Consider the following 23,420-nt stretch of genomic DNA (forward strand, 5'->3'; position numbering starts at 1 on the left):
CATAGCCTTGTGCGGTGTCGGAAACCACCCAGTCTGATCAGCGCATCGGGCGTCGCCCGATGCGCTTGCGGCGCACCAGGATCGGCGTCCTGGTGGCCGCGACGGCGGTGAGTGTGCTGGCGGTGCTGCTGGTGCTGGCGGCCTGGCGCGACGACTTGCTGATCAATTCCGACAAGGGCGTCACCAGCGCCGAGGTGTTGTCGGCGGGGCGGCTGCGCTCGGCGGTCACGTACGTGACGCCCGACGGCGTGACGCGCAATCCGAAGGTGGGCGTGCTGTATCCGACGAAGTTGACCGCGGGCGAACGCATCAACGTCGAATACAGCAGGCAGGATCCGGAACTGGTGCGCGTCGCCGGTCGCGACGCGCGGGTCGCGATCATTCCCGCGCTGTCGGTGATCGTGGTGGCCTGGGCCTTGGCGCTGCCGACGCTATGGCTGCTGCGCCGGATGGAGCGCCGCGATCAGGAGTGATCCGGCCGCGCGTCGTGCACTGTTTGCTCGAACTTCGGGTGCGTGTCATGTCGGCGTGGCGGCTCTGCGTCCTGAGGTGATCACACTCGAGGTGTGCGTGTAGCGATTGTCGCGGAGTCGTTTCTGCCGAATATGAACGGCGTCGTCAACTCCGTGCTGCAGGTGCTCGAGCACCTGGATCGCCACGGTCACGAGGCGCTCGTGATCGCGCCGGACACTCCGGGCGGGTTGCCGCCCGCGCCGCGTGAGCACGGGCGGTTCCCGGTGCTGCGGGTCCCGGCGGTGATGGTGCCGAAGGTCAGCTCGCTGCCGGTGGGCCTGCCGCAACCCGGGATCACCGCGGCCATCGACGAATTCGACGCGGATGTCGTGCATCTGGCGTCGCCGTTCCTGCTCGGCGCCGGGGGCCTCGCGGCGGCGCTGCGGCTGGATCTGCCCGCCGTGGCGGTTTTTCAGACCGATGTCGCCGGATTCGCCGCCAGCTATGGGCTCGGTCCCGCGCGGCGGGCGGCGTGGGCATGGACGCGGCGCATCCACACGCGGGCGGCGCGCACCCTGGCGCCGTCCACTGCCGCCGCGGAAGATCTTGCGCGGCATGGCATTCCGCGGGTGCACCGCTGGGCACGCGGGGTGGACACGGTGCGGTTCACCCCGTCCGCGCGGCGCGCGGCATTGCGACGGGAGTGGTCGCCGGACGGCCGGTTGATCGTCGGCTTCGTCGGGCGCCTGGCACCGGAGAAGCATGTGGACCGGCTGGCGGTGCTCGCCGACGATCCGGATATCCGGTTGGTCGTGGTGGGCGACGGACCGGAGCGCGCCCGGCTGGCCCGGCGGCTGCCGTCGGCGGTGTTCACCGGCGAACTCGACGGCGCGGAACTCGCCCAGGCCTACGCCAGCCTCGACGTGATGGTGCATCCCGGCGAGCACGAGACGTTCTGCCAGGGTGTGCAGGAGGCGCTGGCGTGCGGGCTGCCGGTAGTCGGTCCGGACGCGGGCGGCCCCCGGGACCTGATTTCGCACTGCCGCAACGGATATCTGCTGCCGGTGGACCGGTTCACCGAGTTGCTGCCCAGCGCGGTGGCGGCCCTGCGGGATCCGGCGCTGCGATCGCGCTTCTCCGGCTCCGCCCGCAAATCCGTACTGCACCGCACCTGGCCCGCGATCTGCACGGAACTCCTGGGCCACTACGCGGATGTACTCGGCACGGACACGGACAGCCTCTACCGCACCGCCTGACCACTCCCGCCCGGGCACACCGTGTTTCCGGCATGCCGGAAATTCGGTGGCGAGCGGGCGTGGCGCTGTCTAACCTGTCCGGCATGGGAGGTTCAGGCGTGAGCGGCGCATGCGCGGTCGGCGCGTACTTCGTGCGGCTGCGTGATGCGGCCTGGACCCTGCCCGCGCATCGCATCGTTCTCCGCATCCGATAGTCCGGAGAACTCACCGACGGCCGCTCGGCCGATTCTCGTGCGCCTCGGCGTGGGTCCGGGCGAATCAACTCTTCCTGATTCGACCGCTCCGTTCGGAGGACACCCATGTCCCGCCCACTGTCGCGCGTCCGTAGCGCGCGCAAGACGCTGTCCCAGAATTTCCTGATCGACGCCCGCGCCGCGGCGATGATCGTGCGCACCTCCGGCGCCGCGCCCGGCGACCTGATCCTCGAGATCGGTCCCGGCGACGGCATGCTGACCCGGCACATCCTCGCGGCCGGTGCTCGCGTGCTGGCCTACGAGAAGGACGCCCACTACGCCGGGCGACTGCGCCGGCGCTACGCGTCGAACGATCGAACCAGCTTCCACCACGCGGATTTCCGGACCGTGCGCCCGCCGCGCGAACCCTTCGCGGTGGTTGCCAATGTGCCGTTCGGCAGCACCACCGATATCGTCCGCTGGTGCCTGGCCGCGCGCGGCCTCACCGCCGCCACCCTGCTGACCCAGCGTGAGTTCGCTCGCAAGCACTCCGGCGCCTACGGCCGCTGGTCCAAACTCACCGTCGAGCATTGGCCCTGGGTGTCGATGGTGTTGGGAGACGAGGTCGCCCGCACCAGTTTTCATCCGGTGCCCCGGGTCGACGCCGCCGTGCTGCACCTGCGCCGCCGCACCGAGCCGCTGCTCCCCCGCGCCGCCGCCGGGGAGTATCGCCGCATGGTGGAGCTCGGCTTCTCCGGTGTGGGCGGCTCGCTCGCCGCCTCGCTGCGCCGGGAGCACCCGGCAGGCGCCGTTCGAAGGGCTTGCGCCGCAGCGAAAGTCGACCCTGGCCAGGTGGTGGGTCATGTGCCCCCGAACGCCTGGGCCACTCTGTTCCGCGTGCTGTCTCGCTAGCCGGGTGCGACGGAGGTCTCGTGCGGGGGGCGGCCCCTGCACGTTAGTGTCTGAGATCGTGGCGAAAACAGAGTCGTTTCGGGCATCGCTGGACAAGCAGCCGCACGAGGTCGCGTCCATGTTCGACGGGGTGGCGAAGCGGTACGACCTGACCAACACGGTGATGACCGGCGGCCTGGACCGCTACTGGCGCTGGGCGACCCGCCGGGCGCTGGAGCTGCGGCCGGGTGAGCGGGTGCTGGACCTGGCGGCCGGGACGGGCGTGTCCACACTGGAACTGGCCAAGTCCGGCGCCTGGTGCGTCGCCACCGACTTCTCCCAGGGCATGCTCGCCGCGGGACGATTTCGCGAGGTGCCGATGGTGGCGGGCGACGGCACCGCGCTGCCGTTCGCGAACGATTCGTTCGACGCCGTCACCATCTCCTATGGGCTGCGCAATATCGCCGACACCGACGAGGCCCTGCGCGAGCTGCTGCGCGTCACCAAGCCGGGCGGCCGACTGGTGATCGCGGAATTCTCCACACCGGTGTTCGCGCCGTTCCGCACGATCTACATGGAATTCGTGATGCGGGCGCTGCCGCGCGTGGCGCGGACGGTGAGCAGCAATCCGGATGCCTACGTCTATCTCGCCGAGTCGATCCGCGCGTGGCCGAACCAGCCGCAGCTGGCCATGCGGATCGCCGACGCGGGGTGGTCGGCGGTGAAGTGGCGCAACCTCACCAACGGGATCGTCGCGCTGCACCGGGCGTACAAATTGGGGTGACACTGCTCACCCTGCGTCGACAGCTGCCGCCCGGCGCGCCGGAATCGGTGTTCTACCAGGCATTTCGCCGACCTCACAAGCACGGTGGCGACGAGTGAGAACTTTCGTCACCTGGCGATAACCTTCGGTAAATTCGCCGCAATCCCGGCTGGACATCATCGGACACATGTCGGAGGCAGCGGCGGGCAGCTCGAGCACGACCCGAACGGCGTGCTCGTACTGCGGGGTGGGCTGCGGCATCGTCGTCGAGACCACGGCCGACGGCCAGGGCGCCCCGGTGATCGCCAAGGTTCAGGGCGACAAGCTGCATCCGGTCAATGCCGGGCGGCTGTGCACGAAGGGCGCCACGCACGCCGACCTGATGCGAGCGCCGGGCCGGATGACCACGGCCCACCGGCGGCCCGAACGCGGGGAGTCCCCCGTGCCGGTGCCGGTCGACGACGCGATCCGCGAGGCCGCCGCGCGACTGCGCTCGATACTCGACGAGCACGGCCCCGACGCCATCGCGCTGTACGTCTCGGGCCAGATGTCGCTGGAGGCGCAGTACCTGGCGAACAAGCTCGCGAAGGGTTATCTGCGCACCGTGCACATCGAGGCGAACTCGCGGCTGTGCATGGCCAGCGCAGGCACCGGATACAAACAGTCGCTCGGCGCGGACGGCCCGCCCGGGTCCTACGACGATATCGACCGGGCCGATCTGTTCTTCGTGATCGGCGCCAATATGGCCGACTGCCATCCGATCCTGTATCTGCGCATGGCCGACCGCCGCAAGGCCGGTGCCAAGGTGATCGTCGTCGACCCGCGGCGCACCGAAACCGCCGCGCACGCAGACCTTTTCCTCCAGATCGCGCCCGGCGCCGACCTCGCGCTGCTGAACGGCCTGCTGCATCTGCTGGTCGAGAACGGCGACATCGACAAGGATTTCATCGCCGAGCACACCGAGGGCTGGACGGCGATGGAGGAGTTCCTGGCCGACTATCCACCGCACCGGGTCGCCGAGATCACCGGCCTGGCCGAGGACGACATCCGCACGGCCGCACGGTGGATCGGCGCCGCGGGCGAGTGGATGTCGCTGTGGACGATGGGGCTCAACCAGTCCACGCACGGCACCTGGAACACCAACGCGCTGTGCAATCTGCACCTGGCCACCGGCGCCATCTGCCGTCCGGGCAGCGGGCCGTTCTCGCTGACCGGACAGCCGAATGCCATGGGCGGCAGGGAAATGGGCTATATGGGCCCGGGGCTGCCCGGCCAGCGCAGCGTGCTTTCGGCGGCCGACCGGACCTTCGTCGAGACCGAATGGGGGGTCGAGCCCGGCACGATCCGCGACCGGTCCGGCCCCGGGACCATCGAGATGTTCCGCGGGATCGCCGAGGGCCGGATCAAGGCGTGCTGGATCGTCTGCAGCAATCCCGTTGCGTCGGTGGCGAATCGCAAGACCGTGATCGCGGGGCTGGAGGCCGCGGACCTGGTGATCGCGCAGGACGTCTACACCGAGACGGCCAGCAACGCCTACGCCGACCTGCTGCTGCCGGCCACGCTGTGGGCCGAATCCGATGCCACGATGGTGAATTCGGAGCGCACCGTCACCCTGCTGCGGCGCTCGATCGATCCGCCCGGTGACGCCCGGCCGGACTGGTTGCTGATCGCCCAGGTCGCCACGGCCATGGGCTTCGAGGGGTTCGACTACTCCGCGAGTTCCGAGGTCTTCGACGAGATCCGCCGATTCGCCAATCCCGCAACGGGTTACGACCTGCGCGGGATCAGTTACGACACGCTGCGCGAAGGGCCCGCGCAGTGGCCGTGTCCCGATCCGGCGCGGCCCCGCAACCCGATCCGCTACATCAACGACGGGGTCAGCCAGGAGCTGTTCACCGACGCCGACGGGCGGCGGCCCGCGCTGGCCTTCGCCACCCCGAGCCGCCGCGCGGTGTTCTGGCCGCGGCCGCATATGGCGCCGGACGAGATGCCCGACGACGACTACCCGTTCGTGCTCAACACCGGCCGTCTGCCGCACCAGTGGCACACCATGACCAAGACCGGCCGGATCGCGAAGCTGAACAAGCTGAACGGAAAGCCGTTCGTGGAGGTGCATCCCGACGATGCCGAGCGGATCGGGCTGGCCGCCGGGGACCAGGTCGAGATCGCCTCCCGCCGCGGGCGGGCCGTGCTGCCCGTGCAGATCAGCGACCGGGTGCGGCCCGGCGACTGCTTCGCGCCCTTCCACTGGAACGACGAACAGGGCGAGTACCTCACCGTCAACGCCGTGACCAACGACGCCGTCGACGCGGATTCGCTGCAACCGGAATTCAAGGCGTGCGCGGTCGCCCTGCGGCGGGTCGCGACGGTGCCGGAACCCGCCGACTCGGCCGACACCGGCCGACCCGCGCTCCCGGTCGCCGACGGGTCCGGACATCCCCTCGCCGCCATACTGGGCCTGGACACCTCGACGCCACCGACGCTGTCCGAGACCGAACGCGTCTATCTCGGCGGATACCTGGCCGCGCTGCACACGCTGCCGGTGCAGGGCCAGCCGGTGCTGCCCGAGACCGCACCGCTGTCCTCGCACAGCCGAGTGTGGATCAACGGGCTGCTCGCCGGGATGTACTCCCGGGCCGGAGGATTCGACACGGCCGAAAACAGTTCGGCGCCACGGCCGATCACGGTGCTGTGGGCGTCGCAGACCGGCACGGCCGAAGAGCTGGCCGCATCGGCCGCGGCGCGGCTGGCCGAATCAGGTTATGCCCCGAGGCTGCTCGACATGGACTCCTGCGAGCTGACCGACCTCACCGGCGACGCGCTGGTGATCACCAGCACCTTCGGCGACGGCGGACCGCCGGACAACGGAGCGGACTTCTGGGATCGCCTGCACGACAGCGCGATCCGGTTGAACGGACTGCGGTTCGCGGTCTTCGCCCTGGGCGACTCCTCCTACGACGACTTCTGCGGCCACGGCCGCACGCTGGACCGGACGCTGTCCGAGCGCGGCGCCACCCGCCTGCTGCCGCGCGTCGACAGCGAGCCCGACCACGACGAGGCATCGGAGCGCTGGCTCGACGAGGTGCTGACCACGCTCGGCGACGACACCGAGGATGGTTCCACCGCAACGGGTCCCGCTTCCAGATCGGGCACCGGCCCGGGCACCCCGGCCGCGGGATCAAGTCTCCCGGCTACGGCGTCAAGTGCCGCGGCTGTGGCGCTGGCGCCCGCCGACGCGCCCGCTTCCGGACATGCTCGGCGGACCGTCGCACCGTTCACGCGCAACGCTCCGCTGGCGGCACCGCTGGTCCGCAATACCCTGCTGTCGCGGCCCGGGGCTGGGAAAGAGGTGCGGCAGGTCGGATTCGATCTGCGCGGACTCGATGCCTCCTACGAGGTCGGCGACTCGCTGGGCGTGTGGCCCACCGTGGGCGACGAGTTGGTGGGCGAATGGCTCGAGGTCACCGGGCTGGACGGGCGGCGCGTTATCGAGCTGGACGACCGGGAAGTGCCGCTGGCACAGGCGCTGCGCTCGCACTACGACATCGCCAAGGTCAGCCGCGACCTGCTGGCCTTCGTCGCCGAACACAATCCCAGCCCCCGGCTGGCCAAGCTGTTGCGCCGCGACAATCGCAACGAGCTGGAGGGCTACCTGTGGGACCGGCAGGCGGTCGACGTCCTGCGTGACTTCCCGGTCCGGGCCGATCTCGTGGAATGGCTGGGCGCGCTGAAAAAGCTGCAGCCGCGCCAGTATTCGATCTCCTCCAGTCCGCTGATCGATCGGCACGAGGTGCAGCTGACCGTCGGCGTACTGCGCTACGGCGACCGCGGCGGCGTCTGCTCGACCTTCCTCGCCGACCGCTGCCAGGATGCCGTCGTACCCGTATTCCTACAGCGCGCACCGCATTTCCGCCCGCCGCTGGACCCGAACATGGCGATGATCATGGTCGGGCCGGGCACCGGCATCGCACCGTTCCGCGGATTTCTGCACGAGCGCCGGGCCCTCGGCTGCCGCGGCGCCAACTGGCTGTTCTTCGGCGACCAGCACGCGGCGGACAACTTCTACTACCGCGACGAACTCGAGGACATGTTCCGCACCGGCTTCCTGACCCGGCTGGACCTGGCCTTCTCCCGCGATCAACGGGAGCGGATCTACGTGCAGCACAGGATGATCGAGCACGGCGCGGAGCTGTGGGCCTGGCTCTCCGACGGCGCACACCTCTACGTCTGCGGCGACGCCAGCCGCATGGCCCGCGATGTCGACGAGGCCCTGCTGACCATCGCCCAGATCCACGGCAAGCTGGACGAGCAGCAAGCCCTGGCCTTCCGCAAGCGCCTCGTGGCGGAAAAGCGATACGTGCGCGACGTGTATTGAGAGCGCTGCCGGGATGGCGAGGTCGCTGCTCCTTCGGTCAGACGATCGGCGGGTTGAGGCGGGTGAAGTCGGGCAGGCGGTAGTACGGGTAGTAGGGGTAGGGCGGGGTGACGGCGCTGGCCTTGTCCAGGCGGGCGATCTGGTCGGCGGTCAGCTGCCAGCCGACGGCGCCGAGGTTCTGGCGCAGTTGGTCCTCGTTGCGGGCGCCGACGAGGACCGTGGCGACGGTCGGGCGCGAGAGCAGCCAGTTCAGAGCGATCTGCGGGATGGTCCGCCCCGTCTCGGCGGCGACCTCGTCTAGGACATCGACGACGTCGTAGAGCAGTTCGTCGTCCACCGGCGGACCGGCGTCGGCGGTCTTGTGCAGGCGGCTGCCCTCCGGGAGCGGCTGCCCGCGACGAATCCTGCCGGTCAGCCGACCCCAGCCCAGCGGACTCCAGACCATCGCGCCGACGCCCTGATCGCGACCGAGCGGCATCAGCTCCCACTCGTAGTCGCGGCCGACGAGCGAGTAGTACACCTGATGCGCGATGTAGCGGGGCAGGCCGTGCGCATCCGCGGCCGCGAGCGATTTCATCAGCTGCCAGCCCGCGAAGTTGGACGCGCCGACGTAGCGGATCTTCCCTGCCCGGACCAGATCGTCCAAGGCGTGCAGCACCTCCTCGACCGGGGTGGCGGCGTCGAAGGCGTGCAACTGGAAGAGGTCGATGTACTCGGTACCCAGTCGCCGCATCGAGGCCTCCACCGCACGGATCAGCCGGGCGCGCCCGGATCCGGCATCGTAGGGTCCGGGACCCATGGGCAGCGTGGACTTGGTGGACAGCAGGACCTCGTCGCGCCGACCCTCGATCGCCGCACCCAGCACCTCCTCCGAGGCGCCGTTCGAATACACGTCCGCGGTGTCGAACATGGTCACGCCCGCCTCCAGACTGATGTCGACCAGCCTGCGGGCCTGCCGCGCATCGGTGTCGCCCCACGCCCCGAACAGCTCGCCCCGACCACCGAAGGTGCCCGCGCCGAAGCTCAACGCCGGTACCAGCAGACCCGAATCACCCAGCCGCCGATATTCCATGACCCTCTCCTAACGGAACCTGTGTTTCATTAACTATACTGACGGTACACGGGATCTGCCGCTAATGGAACTGGAGACCTATTATGACCTCCGACACCCCCGGTTCGCTGCGTCCCGGCGGCCGCACAGCCCGCGTCCGCGAGGCCGTCCTCCGCGCCGCGGGCGACCTGCTGGCCGAACGCGGCTTCGCCGACCTGGACCTGGCCGAGGTGGCAGCGCGGGCCGGGGTCGGCAAGACCACGGTCTATCGGCGCTGGCGCACGCCCGCGGGCTTGGTCGCGGACGTCCTGACGGAAATGGCGGAAACCTCGCTCCCCCATGCCGATACCGGTTCGCTGCGCGGCGACCTGCTCGCCAACGCCCGCCTCGTAGCCGCGACCCTCACCGATCCCCGCCAGGGCCTGCTGTTCAAATCCCTTGTCGCCGCGGCGACCTCCGACCCGGAGACCGCCGAGGCCCTGCGCCGCTTCTACGACGCCCGCCTCACCGAGTGGTCACCATGCGTGCACGCCGCGATCGAGCGCGGCGAACTCCCCGCCGAAACCAACCCCCGCGCAGTCCTTTCCGCCGTCTCCGCGCCCCTCTACTACCGTCTCCTGGCCAGCGGCGACCCGATAGACGACAATGCCGCGACCGCGGCGGCCGACGCCGCTGCGGTCGCGGCCCGCGCCGGACTGTTCACCACAACATCCCGCTAGCGAGGCGAAGCCGGCCCGGCAGGCGAGGTCCGCAGGTGGTAGATCCCTCACACGCCGTCCAGAGCAATCCGGACGGTGAGCAGATCGGTGCCCAGCATTCGCACGTTCCAGCTGTTGAACTTCGGGAGCCGCCACAACGTTGTCGAGGCCATGCTGCTACCACTCCTATAGGTACCGATGGTCTCGACAACCATTCTTGTGGGTACCAATAGTTCCGTCAACCATTACGCTGGCCGCATGCCGACCCCATCCCCCCGCACGCATACCGGCCGCCGCCGCAACGATGCCGCCCGCCGGGCCATCCTGGACGCGGCGACGGAATTGCTGACCCGATCGGACGGCACCGCGGTGACCACGGCCGAGATCGCGACGGCGGCGGGAGTGAGCAAGCAGACGATCTACCGCTGGTGGCCCTCGAAAGGAGCGGTGCTGCTGGAGGCGATGACCGAGTGGGCTCGCAGCAGCGCCCCCGACCGCGACACCGGCGCCCTGCGCGAGGATCTGACGACCTTCCTGACCGCCACATTCACCGCGGCGGCGACACCGACGGCCGCCGCCCTGCTGCGCGCCGTGCTCGCCGAGGCCCAGACCGACCCGGCGACAACGGATCTGCTCGCAGACTTCGCCCGCGACCGCCGCGCGATCCTGCGCCGCATCTTCGACCGCGCCGGCACGCGCGGCGAGCTGCGCGCGGGCACCGATCCGGAACTACTGGTCGATCAAGCGTACGGCGTCCTGTGGTACCGCCTGGCCGTCGCCCGGCTGCCGCTGACCGCGGACGTCGCCGCGCGCCTGGCGGATTCCCTGCTGGGCCCGCACGAATCGCCGTACCAGGGCCCGGCCCGCGCGACGGCGGGACGGCTCAGGCGGCGGTCCACGCCGGATCGCGGCCGGTGAGTCCGAGCACGCGGTCCCACAGCGGCGCATCATCAGGCACCTCGACGGTCGGGCCGAACAGGCCGGGCGTGCCCTCGGCAGGGGTGTCGCGCAGCATGTCCAGTAGGACCGTCAGGTCCTGCTCGGCGGGCTGATAGGCCTGGCCGGTGGCACGGGCGAGATCCCAACCGTGGATGACGAGTTCGTCGAGCGCGACCACGGCCATCACGGCGGCGGGCATCTCCACCCCGCCCGCCTCGGTGTTCCCGTCCCGGGCGCCCGGCTCTCGCCAGGCCGCCACCAGTGCCTTCAACTGTGCCGGAACCCGGGTCCGCCAGTCGTCCGCCAGCACCCGGTGCGACCCGGTCTCCGGCGGTGCCGAACGGCCGATCGACTCCTTGGTCGCCGCCTGCCGGAACGCCTCGGTGAGGTCGATCACGTGGATCAGCAACTCGCGCACGGCAAGATCGGACGGCGTCGGGGCGTCCAGTTGATCATCGGCTATACCTGCGAGGACCGCCTCCAGCCCCGTCACGGCCGCCTCCAGATCGAATGCTGGCTGGGTCATGATCGCCTCCTGCTCGCATGACATCCCGCTGTGCGGGCACTCGCACGAAGAGACGACGTGAGTCACCGGAATTCATCGCTCCGACGCTCGCGACCTTGCGCCTGCATGTGCGGACCGATGTCGCAACCCACTCGTTAGCTGCGAAAGCCGCTGGTAGCGAGGATAATTGGAGGATGAAGGGTGATCGAGTAGAAATCGTCGTCGACACCGGCGACGGGTCGCGTCAATACGAGGTGACCGCGACCCGGGCCGGGCGGCGGGTCGAGGTCCGCATCGCGCGCGGGGTCGTGGAGGTCAGCGAGATCACGCGCTCCGGCACGGCCGTGCGGACCGCGCGGTTCATGGCCGGGCGCACGCTGGCGCTGGTCGAGTATCCGGCCGACGGCGGACCGCGCCCCGGCGAGTGACCGAGGACAATTGGCGGTAAGGTTGCCAGTCCCGTCCGGTCGGCGCATCCTCGATGGTGCCGACCACACGGCCTGGCATATCGGACCGCCAGCGGAAAGGAGCATCCGATGACCGATCGCACCCTCGATGCCGACGCCATCGATACAGTTCCGGAAGCCGATTACATGGAACAGACGGTCCCCGCGTATCCCGATGCCGAGGACGACGACACCGACACCCCGGTCGGCACGGCCGAACGGGAGGCCGCCGAGGCCGACGTGATCGACCAGTCCATCCCGGTACCGATCGAGGACGACTACGAGAACGGCGACGAGGACGCCGCCTACTGACGGCGGCCTGGGGTCAACCGTCGATCCCCGCGCGCACCGCGGCGTGCAGCTCGCGGAGGCTGGACCGTTCGGTCGCCACCTCCAGCACGCGGATGCCGTGCGCATGCCCGGCGAGATCCACGGCCAGTTCGTCCGGGTCGATCTGCCGATGCGGGATGCGGTAGGCGGCGCACAGCGCCGCGAGATCCATGCCGTGCGGCGTACCGAACACGCGCTCGAACACCCCCGCGTACTGCGGGTCGCCCTGTTCCAGGAGTTCGAAGATGCCGCCGCCGTCGTCGTTGGCGACGACGATCGTCAGATCGGCCGGGCGCGGCTCCCCGGGGCCGAGCAGCAGCCCGGACGCGTCGTGCAGGAAGGTGAGGTCGCCGATCAGCGCGACGGTCCGCCCCGGGTGGCTCAGCGCGGCGCCCACCGCGGTCGACACGGTGCCGTCGATACCGGCCACGCCCCGGTTGGACAGCACCCTCACGCCCGGCCGCGGATATGACACCAGCGCGGCGTCGCGCACCGGATTCGACGCGCCCAGCAGCAGCTGGTCACCCTCCAGCAGCGAGTCCATGACCACGGCCGCGACGTGCAGCCCCGTCGGCTTGGGATGGTTGGCCAACTCGGACCGCACCACCTGGCAGGCCTTCGCGTTCATCTCGGCGCAGCGGTCGATCCACTCGCGGCGCGGCGCACCGCTGGTGGTGGCGCGCGTCCCGGTACCGACCACATTGCCGGACACATCGGGCCAGCGCGGACCGGTCGTCAGCGCGAAGACCGTCACATCCGGGTCTGCGAGCACCTTCGACACCTGCCGGTGCAGGGTGGGGCGCCCGGTGATGATGGCCTGGCGCGGCCGCAGCAGCGACAGCGCCATCGGATGCAGCGCGGGGCCGTGCATCGGCGCGGTGGGCTCGGCGACCGTCGGCAGCTGCGCCAGCTCGGGCCGGTGCCCAGCGCCGTGACCCGATACGACCACCGTGTCCGGCGTCAGGTCGATCTCCAGCGGCACGTCCAGCGTCGCATACTGCGTCGCGGTCCAGGGCCTGCCCTCGGCACGCCCGTCCGGGAACGCCTCGTCCGGGAGCGCGTCGGGAACCAGCGGCTCCCGCAACGGGATATCGAAGTGCACGGGACCGGCGTTTCCGGACCGGGTGCCGCGGGCGGCGGCCAGCACGCGGCACACGGCCGCCCGCCACACGCTGTTCTGCCGCCGGTAGCCGTCCTCGACCTCCGCCAGGCCCAGGCTGATAGCGGCGCGGACCTGGCTGCCGAACAGGCCGAACTGCTCGACGGTCTGATTGGCCCCGCTGCCCAGCATCTCGTAGGGTCGGTTCGCGCTCAGCACGATCAGCGGCTGGCGGGCGTAGTTGGCCTCCAGCACGGCGGGCCCGAGATTCGCCACGGCCGTGCCCGAGGTCATCACCACCGGCACCGGGCGGTCGCTGGAGACGGCCAGGCCGATCGCCAGGAATCCCGCGGTGCGCTCGTCGACGCGCATATGCAGCCGCAGCCGACCGGCGGCGTCGGCGGCCTGTAAGGCGAAGGCCAGCGGGGCATTTCGCGAACCGGGACACAGCACGACATCCCGCACACCCCCGCGCGCCAGTTCGTCCACGACGACCTGCGCCTGTGCTGTCGAAGGATTCACGCCCCCAGCCTCCCAGACAGTGAGTCGCCGTGGGGAGTCGACCCGCTCACACGTGACCCCGCAAGTTAGGGTTTGCTAACCTAACAACCATGGCCAAGCGCACCAAATACCTCAAGCCCGAGAATCGGGAAATTCTCACCGCCGAGGTCCTCGCGAGTAAGCGGGTCAGCCCGAATTTCGTCCGCGTCACCCTGGGTGGCGCGGGGCTGGGCGGGTTCGCCCCGATGGGGTTCGACCAGTGGTTCCGGCTGTTCCTGCCGGGCCGCAACGGCCTGCGGCTGCCGACCGCGGCCAGCAATCTCTGGTACGCGCAGTATCTGGCGATGCGCAAGGAACACCGGCCGGTGGTGCGCAACTACACGGTGCGCGAGTTCCGCCCGGCCGGGCAGGGCCAGTTCGGCGAGACCGCCGAGCTGGATATCGATTTCGCCATGCACGGCGAGGACACACCCGCCTGCGAGTGGGCGAGCACCGCCGCCGTCGGCAGCCCGGCGGGCCTGCTCGACGAGGGCATCATGTACCAAGCGCCACAGCACAGTTCGTGGTCGCTGCTGGTCGGTGACGAGACCGCGCTACCCGCCATCGCGGGCGTGCTGCGGTCGGCGCCCCGGGATCTGCGCGGGGCGGCGTTCCTCGAGATCGCCCACCCGGACGACGCGCAGGAACTGGGCGAACCCGAAGGCGTGCAGGTGCATTGGCTGGCGCGCACCGATCCCACCACCGAGATCGGCGGACCGGCCCTCGCGGCCGTGCGCGCCGCGGAGGTGCCCGCGCAGGGCGTCTACGCCTTCGTGGCGGGGGAGCAGAAGCTGGCCGCGGGAATGCGTCGGCACCTGGCCAACGAACGCGGAGTTCCCAAGGCGGACATCACGTTCACCGGCTACTGGCGCATCGGCAAGGCCGCGGGCGAAATGTAGGCGCCCCGCCGCCCCTCCGGGACGACGGGGCAACCACGTGACAGGACCGCGGCCGAATCAGCCAGCGTGGCGCTGGACCAGATCTCCCACGCGCGGAAGTGCCTCGGTCACGTGCTTTTTCGCCGAGGAGCGCACGGCGGAGTACGCCTTCTTGAGGGCCGGGCGCGACGAGCTCTCTGCCCGGGCGTCGGTGACCGAGAGCAGCGCCTCGGCGACCTCGTCCTGCTTGCTGACCAGCAGGTCCGCGAACTGGCCGTTACCCGAGGCCTGGTATTCGGCCCAGTACGGCTCGAGCTGCTCGACGAACTTCGGCGCGAACGACTCCAGCGCGTCCGACACGATGGTCGGGCTGACCTTCTTCGCCGCCGCGTACGCACCCTTCACGGCCAAGCCGGACGCGCCGCCCTTGCCCGACACCTCCGCTTCCAGAACCTCCTGGGCATCGGCGATGAAGGCCGGACGCTTGGCGTCATCGAGCAGGGATTCAGACAGTGCTGCAACCACTTTCAGGTTCCTCCGGATAGTTTTTCGATGAGCGAGCGCACGCAACTATACGCATCGGACGAACCTGACACACGGGTCCGACCCACTAGGGCTGCCACGGCAGCAACTGCACCATGAGCCCTTCACAGTCGGCCAGCAATGTTTCAGATTCGTCCAGCAGGCGGGCGGAGACGAAGGTCTTGCGCCCCTCGATACGGTCCACGGTGCCCTCGACCTGGAGCGGCGTCTCCAACGGAGTGACTTTTCGGTAGTTCACATGAAGGAACGCGGTGCGGCTGATCGGGCGTCCGGCGTAGTGCACCAGCGAGCCGAAGAGGTCGTCGAACAACAGCGGCAACACGCCGCCGTGCACCGCGTTGTTGCCGCCGAGGTGAAACCGGCGGAACTGCCCGCGCATCCGGACACCGGCGGGTCCCGCCTCGACCACCCGCCACGGCGGCATGAGCAGGCTGCCGCGCCCGGGCAGCTTCGTGACACGCCCGGCCGGGCCCTGCAGCTCGGGCGCCCGATACGGCTCCAGGAAGTCGATCAGCTGCCGCGCCTGCGCCAGCGCCAGCCCGTACGCCTCGTCGGTGCAGTCCACCGAGACCGCCAGGTCCTGCAGCGTGCGCATGGCCTCCACGAACGCGCCGAAGTTGGGCCCCGGCTGCGCCTCGGCGATCTTGGGAAATCCGCCGTGTTTCTCGTAGCGATCATCATCGACCGCGCTCCGGTCTATAACCGGTTCTACCCGCTCACTCATACCTGCACGGTAACCCGCGTTCTTACACCGTCCAACCGAACTGGCCAGTAGGAGACGCACCTAACCCCCGGCGCCCGCATCCCGCTGCGGGAAGCCGACGCCCGACGGCCCCTGCCAAGATGGCAGCTGTGACGTTCAATCCGAAGCTGTGGGAGCCCGTCGCCGGGTTCGAAGACCTCACCGATATCACCTATCACCGGCACGTGGATCAGGGCACCGTGCGCGTGGCGTTCGACCGGCCGGAGGTGCGCAACGCGTTCCGCCCGCACACCGTCGACGAGCTGTACCGCGCGCTCGACCACGCACGGATGACCTCGGACGTCGGCGCCGTGCTGCTCACCGGGAACGGCCCCAGCCCCAAGGACGGCGGGTGGGCGTTCTGCTCCGGCGGCGATCAGCGCATCCGGGGCCGCAGCGGCTACCGGTACGCCAGCGGCGAGACCGCCGAGACGGTGGACAAGGCCCGCGCCGGGCGGCTGCACATCCTCGAGGTGCAGCGCCTGATCCGCTTCATGCCGAAGGTGGTCATCGCGCTGGTGAACGGCTGGGCCGCGGGCGGCGGGCACAGCCTGCACGTGGTGTGCGACCTCACGCTGGCCAGCCGCGAGCACGCCCGGTTCAAGCAGACCGACGCCGATGTGGGCAGCTTCGACGCCGGGTACGGCAGCGCGTACCTGGCGAAGCTGGTGGGCCAGAAGTTCGCCCGCGAGATCTTCTTCCTCGGCCGCCCCTACACCGCCGAGCAGATGCATCGGATGGGCGCGGTGAACGCCGTCGTCGACCACGACCGGCTCGAGGACGAGGCGCTGGAGTGGACCGCCGACATCCTCGGCAAGTCGCCGCAGGCGCAGCGGATGCTGAAGTACGCGTTCAACCTCACCGACGACGGGCTGGTCGGCCAGCAACTGTTCGCGGGCGAGGCCACCCGGCTCGGATACATGACCGACGAGGCGGTCGAGGGCCGCGACGCGTTCCTGGAGAAGCGGAAGCCGGATTGGTCTCCGTACCCCTGGTACTTCTGAGTACGCAGGTCAGTGGGTTATTTGTCGGCCACAGTACGCAGTGGGTACGCAGTAGCCCCGAACACCTGCCGATGCAGGCTCGCCGATGCCGTACGGGCGCGGTCGTTCGAGTTCGGCCACAAGTGCGCGTAGGTGTTCAACGTCTCCGTCGCTGACTTGTGGCCGAGCATCTTCTGCACGGTCACTACGTCGCAGCCGTCCGCGATCAGGCCGGAGGCGTAGAAGTGCCGGAGGTCGTGCAAGGTCCATTCGGCGTCGGCCTGCCCGGACTTCTTCTTGGCCTTACGTATCCGGTAGTCCACCCAGTTCTGGTGCACCGGGTTACCGGTGTCGCCGTTCAGGAACAGCCAGCGGCCCGGCCCCTCCCCCGCGCAGTGCTCTGCGATGTGCTGAGACAGGATCGTGGTCATAGCACCCCCGGCCATGCGTGCGCACTTCTCCGCGTTTTTTCGTCCTGCGCCACCATGCGCGGCTGGGACGAGACCGTCACCGTGAAGGTCACCTCCGCGAGGGGCATGACGGTTTGTCACTCGCTTGCGAGCCGAGGGTGTCTGCGGCACTGCGCAATAGGGGTAGGGGCCGAACATCATCACGCTGGCCTTGCCGCCGGGCGCGGGTAATCCTGTGCGCAGGGGGCAGCGCGTACAGCCGTCCACCGACAGTGAAGCTGGATCCACGACCCCGGAGTGACCTCCCTGCCCAACCGGGCGAGATACCCGCTGCGCGCTGCCGCCCGCCAACCACGAGCGACCGAGGCAACCCACAGGAAAGCAACACACGCCGAACGCTCAAGGGAGACATGTCCTACCGGGCCGTAAATATCCGACCCCCCACCCCATGACTCCGGCGGCAGTCATGGAATTTTTTGTACGGGGCCGAATCTCTGGCACGTGGAGAGAGAAATCTCCTGACTGCCGCAGACGAGTCAGGGCCCCGGGGGTCCGAATTTTTTCGGGCCGATACCCGAGGGCATACCGAATGTTCGTGCGTGGTGCTCCGGGGACCTCCCCGGGGCAGGCAACATCTCTCCCCCCGCCGTACGCCGGGGTCGCGCGCGACCCCCCGCGGGGGGAAGGAACCCCAGGCACCCTCCGCACGCCACCCCAGCCGAGGCTGCTCGATGGTGCGGAGAGTTCAGATGTTCCGTATCGGCGGGCCTCACCGCTCGGCGTTCGTCGGTTCAGGTGCGCTCAACCCCGGGTGACCGCGGGCAACCCACAGGAACGCAACACGGGCCGCCCCGAAAGTCGCCCGCATGCAGGGGTAGGGGGTCGGAATCGCTGGGGCGTATGCGAGGACACCGACGGTGCAGCTTTCCTTCTCCACGCTCAACTTGGCGCACATGGGGGTGCCGCCGGGCCTACCGCTCGCGCTGTTCGGTACTGGCCTCTAGTGCGGACGGTGTCTTGCTCGTGCTGCGCCAGGCCGTGGTCCGGTGGAGGTATCCGTGGTCTGCGAGCCACCGCGTTGTGATGGTGATCGAGGTTCGGGTACGGCCGGACCGGTACACCAGATCGTCGGTGGTGCGTGGCCACCCGGCCCGCAGCAGGTCTCGCAGGGTGCGCAGCTGTGACCCGGTGAACCCCTTGCCGTCTCGTTCGAGCACGGTCATGCCGGTGCGTGTCAGCTGCCATGCGGTATCGGGTTGGGCGTAGTCGCGGGCCTCGAGCCAGTTCAAGGCGTGCTCGACCAGTTCGGCCGGGCGGTCGATTCGTCGCGCGATTTCGGCGGCTCCACGCGCGCCCCGGTGGGCGGCCAGTTCCCGCAGTATCTCCAGATGTAGTGGCGTCAGCGCGTCGCCAGAGGTCAGCCTGGTGGTGAATCGTGGTGTGTCGCTCTGCATTTGAGTGTGGGACTCTCAGGGTTGGTGTGGTGTCGGTGTCAGTCGCTCAGTGCCGGGTCCGTGGCCCGATCTCGCGTTCCCGGCCGCGTTCCTCTCGACCGGCGCGGGTGCGAGCTGCCTCTATTTCGTCGCGAGTTAGTGGTTCGACACCCGGTGTCGGCTGAGTGACGTGCAAGATGTCGGCTACCTCGCGTCCCATCTCGCCAGGCCGATGCTGTGCTGCCGCTTCCCGTGCCCGCTGAGCGTGCTCGCCGGTGCGGTCGGCTGCCTCGCGTTGCTGGTGCCGCGCAACGGCGTCGGCCGCCTCGCGGGCCTTCTTGGCCTTCTCGGTCGCAGCGTCGGCGGCCTCTCGCTGGCGGGCATTCTCGGCGGCGTCCGGGACGTCGCGGCCACGGCCGGTGTCGTCGCTGTCGCCCTGACTGCGTGACAACAGTTCACCCAGAGTCGGGAACTCCCGGGCCGCTTCCCGCGCCGCTTTCTGTTGCACTCGTGTCCGTTCGGCCCGGTCTCTGGCTTCCTTGGCCTCGCGCTCTTTCCTCGCCCGCTCAGCCTGCTCTCTGGCCTGTCTGGCGCGTTCCTCTTTCGCCTTGGCTTCGGCTTCCCGTCTGCGAACGATCTCACGGATATTGGCCAGACGTTTCCGGGCCCGCTCGGCGCGATCCAGTGCGTACGCCTGGACCAACTCGAGTTGTCGGGAGGCGCGGGCCTTCCCGACCTCGATAGCCCTCGCAGCGTCTTTGCGGGATATCTCGGCGTGCTCGAATCGGCCGGGGAAGTCGCGGCCCATCGCTTCGATTTCCGCGCGGACACGCGGCGAGATCTTCTCTCCGGCGACTGTTTCCCATCGTGAGTGGGTCAATTTCCCGGTTTCGAGTCCCGCGCGTTCCTTTCTCAGTTGTTGCAGCGTTTCCTGCTCACGGACCTGTCCGGACTTGCGTTCTACACCGCGCACTCCCTTGCCTTCGGTGCGGGCGTTGTCCAATACTCGCGGCCGAAACCCAGGTAGCCGGATCTCGAATTGCCGGACCCAGCCTCTTTCTGGCGTTTCGCCGCGCAGGTGCGCACGTCCGAGTTCGAAGTACAGGCCGCGCTCGTAGTTGCTCAGATCTCGCCGTACGGCGTCGTATTCGTCGGGCACGGCTGTACCCACCCCCGCATCATGTACAGGTCTTCTTTAGTTGCTGCTCATCCGGCGAATATCGCGAGCCGTCGTGTCGATTTCGTATTCAGCCATGTCGGGCCCGTAGTTCTCGCGGAGGAGAAGGTCAGCGACTGCCACAATGCCGAGAACTACCTCACCAGTCGTGTCCTGCACCGACGGCGTGAAATCCGGATACAGAGGGTTATCCCACTCAGGACGGTTCGTCCACTCCGTCCCGGCGCGACGCACGAAACACTCACCATAGAACCGAACGAATTGGTCGGAAGCGTCACGGTTCTCCGGCGTGAGGAACCCGTCATAGTCCCGGAACAGTTCCTTGGACGCTTCCATGACTCGCGTCGACACGGGCGGGGTCCACCAAATATCTGCGTCGTAATCCGCGATACCGCTCAGCGTCTCACCGAGGAGTTTCCGAACACCGGATTCCATGGCTTCCGGCTTGACCCAATCGAGGAATGCCTGGGTCTTGTCATCGAACTCGATATCGAAACCGATCTGTTCGTCATCACTCACGTCTGGCTCCCCTCAGCGGTTGGTTGGCTGTCACTGTATCGGCGGCTGTCGGCGCGGCCGGAGTCGTCGCCGCTATCCGCTGTCACGCTGGGGCTGGGTGTGGCGTACCGGGTCACGTTGGCGGGGTCGAGTGCCAGGGCGGCCACCCACAGATGCCGCAGTGCTCCCGGCGGTGGCATCGGGTTGTCAGTGCCCGGTATGTGCACCGCTTGCGGGGCCTGGCGCTGGATGCGGAACAGGTCTCGCCGGTCGCCGGAGAAGTCGAACAGCATCGTGCCGCACATCGGTTTCGACTCCGGCCACGGGTTGCACTTGTCGATGTCGATGAACAACCGCTTGCCGTCGCTGCCTTCGGCATCGGTGAGTTCGGCGTGTCCGTCGTAGGCCATGCCGAACCCCCACAACGGAATCGGGGCGGTCGCGCGCAGGGCCTTGGTGGCGCGGACGAACGGGTGCAGGTCGGTGGCGGTGGGCGGCATCTTGTCGATGGGGCACATCTTGATGCCGAGGGTGCCGTCGTCGCCGGTGCCGAACGAGTAGATCACCGTGCCCTCGGTGCAGCGGTGCGCGGCCAGCATGTACGCCAACGCGGCCTCGATAAGCGTGACCGGGGGCAGCGGTGCCGGGTCGGTCGCGGTATCCGGTACGGGGCTGCTCATAGGGATTACGGTCTCCTGTCCGATCATGGGGATTGATGTACCGGGGCCTCCACGAGCACCGGTCACGGTTCGATAGCCGCCCCCGCTGTCGTGAGGTCGGTGTAGGCCGACCGGGCGCGGATCAGGTCACGGGCCTCGGGGCAGTCGTCGGCCATATCGCAACTGTTCGTCTCGTAGTGCCAAGTGCGCCAGGCCAGCGTGAACGCCACCACGGCATCACCGATACCGGACACCTCCGGCACCGCCTCATCGATACGGGCGGCCAGCTGGGCACGCATCCACCTATCGCCGAGACCGAGCCGGTTGAGGATCTCCGACCCCGGCTCGCCGCAGATGGTGAACAGATCATCCGGGGTGAACCAGTCGCGGAAGTTCGCGAGCGCGAACGCTGCGCTGAGCACGTCGAGCGCCGGGTGTTCGTCGGGCAGGATGCCGAGCATTGCGTCCGCAAGCTCGGATGCTGTCGGTGCTGTCATCAGTTCTCCCTCTCGACCCAGAGCGGGCCCTTATCTGTCGATGCCGCTGTGCGGCAACCTCTTTCGTGTCCGTGGCCGCATCACCCCGGACTCGACCAACACCCGGCGCGCCTCCCGTTTCCGGGCGCAGTCGCCCGGGGTGCATTCGATGTGCTGCCGCATCACCGTGCGCGCCTCACCCACGGTGAACGGGCGGCCCGGTGCGGTGTGCGTGTACGGCACGACAGCGAGCGTTGGGGGATCGTCGGGCCAGTGCCGTTGTCTCGGGTGCTCGGTCACCCGCGCGTGCCGGGCCGTCTGCACGATCGGCGGGTTGTCCCGCGGCTCCCGGATGTCGGGCCACACGACTATCCAGACCACCACGACGCAGATCACCACGGCGACGGCCATGACGACTCCGCTCATGTTCGCCGCCGGGCCGGATCGCGCAGGTTCACTCCGGGGTCGGGCACCACCCGGTACCCGATGAACGGGCACTCACCAGGTACCAGCCCTGCGTGTGGAGTGATCCGGCCGTACTCATCCAGCGGGACCAAACCGGTAACCGGGCACAACCGCGACGGGCACGCCACCGCGATCAACCTCCCATTCCCGTCGACTCCCGTCGCACCGCACGCCGAGGCGTACATCCACGGCCCATCCGTCGGCGCTGCGCTGGTACTCATATCGAGGCCAACTGCGTTGTCCCGCATCACTTTCCCCTCTCGATGGTGTGGAACGGCACCCACCGCCGGGGAGCCGGACCGGGGGTGTTTTCGGCTACGACTCGGCGGCGGGGCCAGCTTTAGGTTTTCTGCTCAGGCCGATGCGAAGGGACACATCCTGTGGCACTCTCGGCAATATGGACGAGTTCGGAGTCGGCGAACGCACCTCCAGGGCGCGCAAGCTCGCACGGCTCACGCAGCCAGGACTCGCCGCGAAGGCCAACGTCTCACCATCCCTGCTGAAGAAGGTCGAGCAAGGCACGCGGCCCGCCTCACCCGCGTTCATCGCGGCGGTCGCCAAGGCGCTCGGTATCTCGATCGGAGACCTAACCGGCCAGCCATACACCCCGGGGCGAGCAGATGCCCCGGCACATGCCGTCATCCCCGCACTGCGACGCGCAATCGTGGCATTCGATGACGAAACGCCTTCGGTGCCAATGACATTCGAAGATCTACGGGCGGCGCTTGACCGTGTTCGCGAGGGAATGCGCCGCGCTCGATACTCGGATATGGTCGCCGAACTCCCGGACGTGCTGCTGGGTCTCCACCAGCTCGCCGACGTCGAGCGCCCCGGTCAGAAGCTCGAGGAGATTCACTCCACCTTGGCTTATGCCTGTTCGAAGGCGATGCTATTCGCCTACCAGTACGGCTACCTCGACCTCGCAGGGCTAGCCGCAGAACGCTGCCGTTGGGCTGGCGAACGCAGCGGCGATCCGATCTGGCCGATTGCCGCCGAGTACAACCGGGCACTGATCATGCTCTATTCGGGTGCCTACCGTGGCGGATTGCGAACGATCGAACGCGCCCATGAAGCCAGCGAGCAGGTCCCGTCAACTCCGAACCTGCTGGCCGTTCGCGGCTCACTACACCTGCGCGGTTCGATCCTCGCGGCGCGGGCCGCCGACCGCGAGACAGCAGAGTCGCACCTTCAGGAAGCGTGGGGGATCGCCGAGGCGATCGGATCGACGCGGTTCAGTCACTACGGCACGGGCTTCCGACCATCGAACGTAGCAATCCACTCGGTCGCGGTTCCGGTCGAGCTGTCCGACGGGACTACGGCCGTGTCCCGTGCCGCAGATATTCGTCTGCCGTCGTCGGTGGCGCCGTCCCGCGCAGGCCACCACTACATCGACGTATCGCGGGCATGGCTGCTTCACGGCGACAAGCAGCGCGCATTGGTGAGCCTTGAGCAGGCGCGCAAGATCGCCCCCGAGCTGACCCGCAACCATCCCCAGGTTCATGAGACCGTGCGTGCGCTTGCCCGTGCCCGACGTAGCACCGATCCCTTGGCCCGATTCGCGAAGTGGGCAGACGTCAAAATCTGACCAGTCCCGGTACGTAGAGGCCCGCGCTCCACCGGGCGTTGAGCGCGGGCCG

General features: G+C 68.8%; 24 protein-coding genes. 12 read left to right on the forward strand and 12 right to left on the reverse strand.

From position 1 onward, the window contains the following. Positions 1–59 precede the first annotated feature (59 nt). The 5 genes from ACYVLQ_RS30860 to ACYVLQ_RS30880 all read left to right on the forward strand — a co-directional run bounded on the left by ACYVLQ_RS30860 (position 60) and on the right by ACYVLQ_RS30880 (position 7,911). Complete coding sequence (locus ACYVLQ_RS30860; RefSeq protein ID WP_460701220.1) at positions 60–473, forward strand: DUF3592 domain-containing protein; 414 nt, start codon at positions 60–62, stop codon at positions 471–473. Between the two features lie 93 nt (positions 474–566). Then, the gene (locus tag ACYVLQ_RS30865) at positions 567–1,709 is read left to right on the forward strand and encodes a glycosyltransferase family 4 protein (RefSeq protein ID WP_460701057.1); all 1,143 of its coding nucleotides are present in this window, start codon (positions 567–569) and stop codon (positions 1,707–1,709) included. A gap of 299 nt (positions 1,710–2,008) precedes the next feature. Continuing rightward, positions 2,009–2,794 carry a 23S ribosomal RNA methyltransferase Erm gene (erm, locus tag ACYVLQ_RS30870; protein WP_460701058.1) on the forward strand — a complete coding sequence of 262 codons (786 nt, stop codon included), beginning with the start codon at positions 2,009–2,011 and terminating at the stop codon, positions 2,792–2,794. Between the two features lie 58 nt (positions 2,795–2,852). Continuing rightward, positions 2,853–3,557 (forward strand): demethylmenaquinone methyltransferase, encoded by a 705-nt coding sequence (locus ACYVLQ_RS30875; RefSeq protein WP_084520204.1) that lies wholly within the window; start codon positions 2,853–2,855, stop codon positions 3,555–3,557. Positions 3,558–3,723: 166 nt separating this feature from the next. Beyond that, complete coding sequence (locus ACYVLQ_RS30880) at positions 3,724–7,911, forward strand: molybdopterin-dependent oxidoreductase (protein WP_460701059.1); 4,188 nt, start codon at positions 3,724–3,726, stop codon at positions 7,909–7,911. Between the two features lie 37 nt (positions 7,912–7,948). Here ACYVLQ_RS30880 and ACYVLQ_RS30885 read toward each other — a convergent pair whose 3' ends face one another. Further along, a complete protein-coding gene (locus ACYVLQ_RS30885; protein ID WP_460701060.1) occupies positions 7,949–8,983 on the reverse strand; it encodes an aldo/keto reductase in 1,035 nt (344 codons plus the stop codon). 83 nt (positions 8,984–9,066) lie between these two features. On the opposite strand from ACYVLQ_RS30885, the gene ACYVLQ_RS30890 reads away from it, so the two are divergent. Beyond that, on the forward strand, positions 9,067–9,681 hold the full coding sequence (locus ACYVLQ_RS30890) for a TetR/AcrR family transcriptional regulator (protein ID WP_460701061.1): 615 nt from the start codon (positions 9,067–9,069) through the stop codon (positions 9,679–9,681). A 237-nt stretch (positions 9,682–9,918) separates the two neighbouring features. Beyond that, positions 9,919–10,578 carry a TetR/AcrR family transcriptional regulator gene (locus ACYVLQ_RS30895; RefSeq protein ID WP_460701062.1) on the forward strand — a complete coding sequence of 220 codons (660 nt, stop codon included), beginning with the start codon at positions 9,919–9,921 and terminating at the stop codon, positions 10,576–10,578. Here ACYVLQ_RS30895 and ACYVLQ_RS30900 read toward each other — a convergent pair. Next, a complete protein-coding gene (locus ACYVLQ_RS30900) occupies positions 10,544–11,125 on the reverse strand; it encodes a TIGR03086 family metal-binding protein (protein WP_460701063.1) in 582 nt (193 codons plus the stop codon). The genes ACYVLQ_RS30895 and ACYVLQ_RS30900 overlap by 35 nt on opposite strands. A 173-nt stretch (positions 11,126–11,298) precedes the next feature. Between ACYVLQ_RS30900 and ACYVLQ_RS30905 the strand changes: the two genes are divergently transcribed. Both ACYVLQ_RS30905 and ACYVLQ_RS30910 read left to right on the forward strand, forming a co-directional pair. Beyond that, positions 11,299–11,532, forward strand: coding sequence for a hypothetical protein (locus ACYVLQ_RS30905; protein ID WP_068027904.1), 234 nt, complete (start codon positions 11,299–11,301; stop codon positions 11,530–11,532). A gap of 108 nt (positions 11,533–11,640) precedes the next feature. Further along, positions 11,641–11,862, forward strand: coding sequence for a hypothetical protein (locus ACYVLQ_RS30910; protein ID WP_460701064.1), 222 nt, complete (start codon positions 11,641–11,643; stop codon positions 11,860–11,862). Positions 11,863–11,875: 13 nt separating this feature from the next. Here ACYVLQ_RS30910 and menD read toward each other — a convergent pair whose 3' ends face one another. Then, a complete protein-coding gene (gene menD / locus ACYVLQ_RS30915; protein ID WP_460701065.1) occupies positions 11,876–13,501 on the reverse strand; it encodes a 2-succinyl-5-enolpyruvyl-6-hydroxy-3-cyclohexene-1-carboxylic-acid synthase in 1,626 nt (541 codons plus the stop codon). Positions 13,502–13,590: 89 nt separating this feature from the next. On the opposite strand from menD, the gene ACYVLQ_RS30920 reads away from it, so the two are divergent. Further along, positions 13,591–14,418, forward strand: coding sequence for a siderophore-interacting protein (locus ACYVLQ_RS30920; protein ID WP_460701066.1), 828 nt, complete (start codon positions 13,591–13,593; stop codon positions 14,416–14,418). A 57-nt stretch (positions 14,419–14,475) separates the two neighbouring features. Here ACYVLQ_RS30920 and ACYVLQ_RS30925 read toward each other — a convergent pair whose 3' ends face one another. Both ACYVLQ_RS30925 and ACYVLQ_RS30930 read right to left on the reverse strand, forming a co-directional pair. After that, positions 14,476–14,922 (reverse strand): DUF6918 family protein, encoded by a 447-nt coding sequence (locus tag ACYVLQ_RS30925; RefSeq protein ID WP_068027883.1) that lies wholly within the window; start codon positions 14,920–14,922, stop codon positions 14,476–14,478. Positions 14,923–15,007: 85 nt separating this feature from the next. Continuing rightward, the gene (locus ACYVLQ_RS30930; protein WP_460701067.1) at positions 15,008–15,664 is read right to left on the reverse strand and encodes a PaaI family thioesterase; all 657 of its coding nucleotides are present in this window, start codon (positions 15,662–15,664) and stop codon (positions 15,008–15,010) included. Between the two features lie 119 nt (positions 15,665–15,783). Between ACYVLQ_RS30930 and ACYVLQ_RS30935 the strand changes: the two genes are divergently transcribed. Further along, entirely contained in the window at positions 15,784–16,686 is a 903-nt protein-coding gene (locus tag ACYVLQ_RS30935) for a 1,4-dihydroxy-2-naphthoyl-CoA synthase (RefSeq protein ID WP_460701068.1), read from the forward strand. A 17-nt stretch (positions 16,687–16,703) separates the two neighbouring features. Here the strand turns inward: ACYVLQ_RS30935 and ACYVLQ_RS30940 are convergent, their stop codons facing one another. The 7 genes from ACYVLQ_RS30940 to ACYVLQ_RS30970 form a co-directional block, all read right to left on the reverse strand. Beyond that, positions 16,704–17,096: a tyrosine-type recombinase/integrase gene (locus tag ACYVLQ_RS30940; protein WP_460701069.1), complete on the reverse strand. Its 393-nt coding sequence runs from the start codon at positions 17,094–17,096 to the stop codon at positions 16,704–16,706. A gap of 950 nt (positions 17,097–18,046) precedes the next feature. Further along, positions 18,047–18,529: a hypothetical protein gene (locus tag ACYVLQ_RS30945; RefSeq protein ID WP_460701070.1), complete on the reverse strand. Its 483-nt coding sequence runs from the start codon at positions 18,527–18,529 to the stop codon at positions 18,047–18,049. 46 nt (positions 18,530–18,575) lie between these two features. Beyond that, entirely contained in the window at positions 18,576–19,679 is a 1,104-nt protein-coding gene (locus ACYVLQ_RS30950; RefSeq protein WP_460701071.1) for a hypothetical protein, read from the reverse strand. Positions 19,680–19,703: 24 nt separating this feature from the next. Continuing rightward, a complete protein-coding gene (locus ACYVLQ_RS30955; protein WP_460701072.1) occupies positions 19,704–20,204 on the reverse strand; it encodes a hypothetical protein in 501 nt (166 codons plus the stop codon). Next, complete coding sequence (locus ACYVLQ_RS30960) at positions 20,201–20,863, reverse strand: hypothetical protein (RefSeq protein ID WP_460701073.1); 663 nt, start codon at positions 20,861–20,863, stop codon at positions 20,201–20,203. Before ACYVLQ_RS30960 ends, ACYVLQ_RS30955 begins: the two co-directional genes overlap by 4 nt. 62 nt (positions 20,864–20,925) lie before the next feature. Further along, positions 20,926–21,339 (reverse strand): hypothetical protein, encoded by a 414-nt coding sequence (locus tag ACYVLQ_RS30965; RefSeq protein WP_460701074.1) that lies wholly within the window; start codon positions 21,337–21,339, stop codon positions 20,926–20,928. A 30-nt stretch (positions 21,340–21,369) separates the two neighbouring features. Continuing rightward, positions 21,370–21,744: a hypothetical protein gene (locus ACYVLQ_RS30970; RefSeq protein ID WP_460701075.1), complete on the reverse strand. Its 375-nt coding sequence runs from the start codon at positions 21,742–21,744 to the stop codon at positions 21,370–21,372. Positions 21,745–22,051: 307 nt separating this feature from the next. On the opposite strand from ACYVLQ_RS30970, the gene ACYVLQ_RS30975 reads away from it, so the two are divergent. After that, the gene (locus ACYVLQ_RS30975) at positions 22,052–23,368 is read left to right on the forward strand and encodes a helix-turn-helix domain-containing protein (protein WP_460701076.1); all 1,317 of its coding nucleotides are present in this window, start codon (positions 22,052–22,054) and stop codon (positions 23,366–23,368) included. Positions 23,369–23,420 lie beyond the last annotated feature (52 nt).

This window comes from Nocardia thraciensis, from assembly GCF_054782435.1.

Excerpts from the sequence above, each read along its gene's own strand:
- ACYVLQ_RS30860 (WP_460701220.1), top strand. The coding sequence starts at position 60 with ATGCGCTTGCGGCGCACCAGGATCGGCGTCCTGGTGGCCGCGACGGCG.
- ACYVLQ_RS30895 (WP_460701062.1), top strand. The coding sequence starts at position 9,919 with ATGCCGACCCCATCCCCCCGCACGCATACCGGCCGCCGCCGCAACGAT.
- erm (WP_460701058.1), top strand. The coding sequence starts at position 2,009 with ATGTCCCGCCCACTGTCGCGCGTCCGTAGCGCGCGCAAGACGCTGTCC.
- ACYVLQ_RS30965 (WP_460701074.1), bottom strand. The coding sequence starts at position 21,339 with ATGACAGCACCGACAGCATCCGAGCTTGCGGACGCAATGCTCGGCATC.
- ACYVLQ_RS30945 (WP_460701070.1), bottom strand. The coding sequence starts at position 18,529 with ATGCAGAGCGACACACCACGATTCACCACCAGGCTGACCTCTGGCGAC.
- ACYVLQ_RS30900 (WP_460701063.1), bottom strand. The coding sequence starts at position 11,125 with ATGACCCAGCCAGCATTCGATCTGGAGGCGGCCGTGACGGGGCTGGAG.
- ACYVLQ_RS30960 (WP_460701073.1), bottom strand. The coding sequence starts at position 20,863 with ATGAGCAGCCCCGTACCGGATACCGCGACCGACCCGGCACCGCTGCCC.
- ACYVLQ_RS30970 (WP_460701075.1), bottom strand. The coding sequence starts at position 21,744 with ATGAGCGGAGTCGTCATGGCCGTCGCCGTGGTGATCTGCGTCGTGGTG.
- ACYVLQ_RS30905 (WP_068027904.1), top strand. The coding sequence starts at position 11,299 with ATGAAGGGTGATCGAGTAGAAATCGTCGTCGACACCGGCGACGGGTCG.
- ACYVLQ_RS30935 (WP_460701068.1), top strand. The coding sequence starts at position 15,784 with ATGGCAGCTGTGACGTTCAATCCGAAGCTGTGGGAGCCCGTCGCCGGG.
- ACYVLQ_RS30930 (WP_460701067.1), bottom strand. The coding sequence starts at position 15,664 with ATGAGTGAGCGGGTAGAACCGGTTATAGACCGGAGCGCGGTCGATGAT.
- ACYVLQ_RS30890 (WP_460701061.1), top strand. The coding sequence starts at position 9,067 with ATGACCTCCGACACCCCCGGTTCGCTGCGTCCCGGCGGCCGCACAGCC.
- ACYVLQ_RS30940 (WP_460701069.1), bottom strand. The coding sequence starts at position 17,096 with ATGACCACGATCCTGTCTCAGCACATCGCAGAGCACTGCGCGGGGGAG.
- ACYVLQ_RS30880 (WP_460701059.1), top strand. The coding sequence starts at position 3,724 with ATGTCGGAGGCAGCGGCGGGCAGCTCGAGCACGACCCGAACGGCGTGC.
- ACYVLQ_RS30910 (WP_460701064.1), top strand. The coding sequence starts at position 11,641 with ATGACCGATCGCACCCTCGATGCCGACGCCATCGATACAGTTCCGGAA.
- ACYVLQ_RS30920 (WP_460701066.1), top strand. The coding sequence starts at position 13,591 with ATGGCCAAGCGCACCAAATACCTCAAGCCCGAGAATCGGGAAATTCTC.
- ACYVLQ_RS30885 (WP_460701060.1), bottom strand. The coding sequence starts at position 8,983 with ATGGAATATCGGCGGCTGGGTGATTCGGGTCTGCTGGTACCGGCGTTG.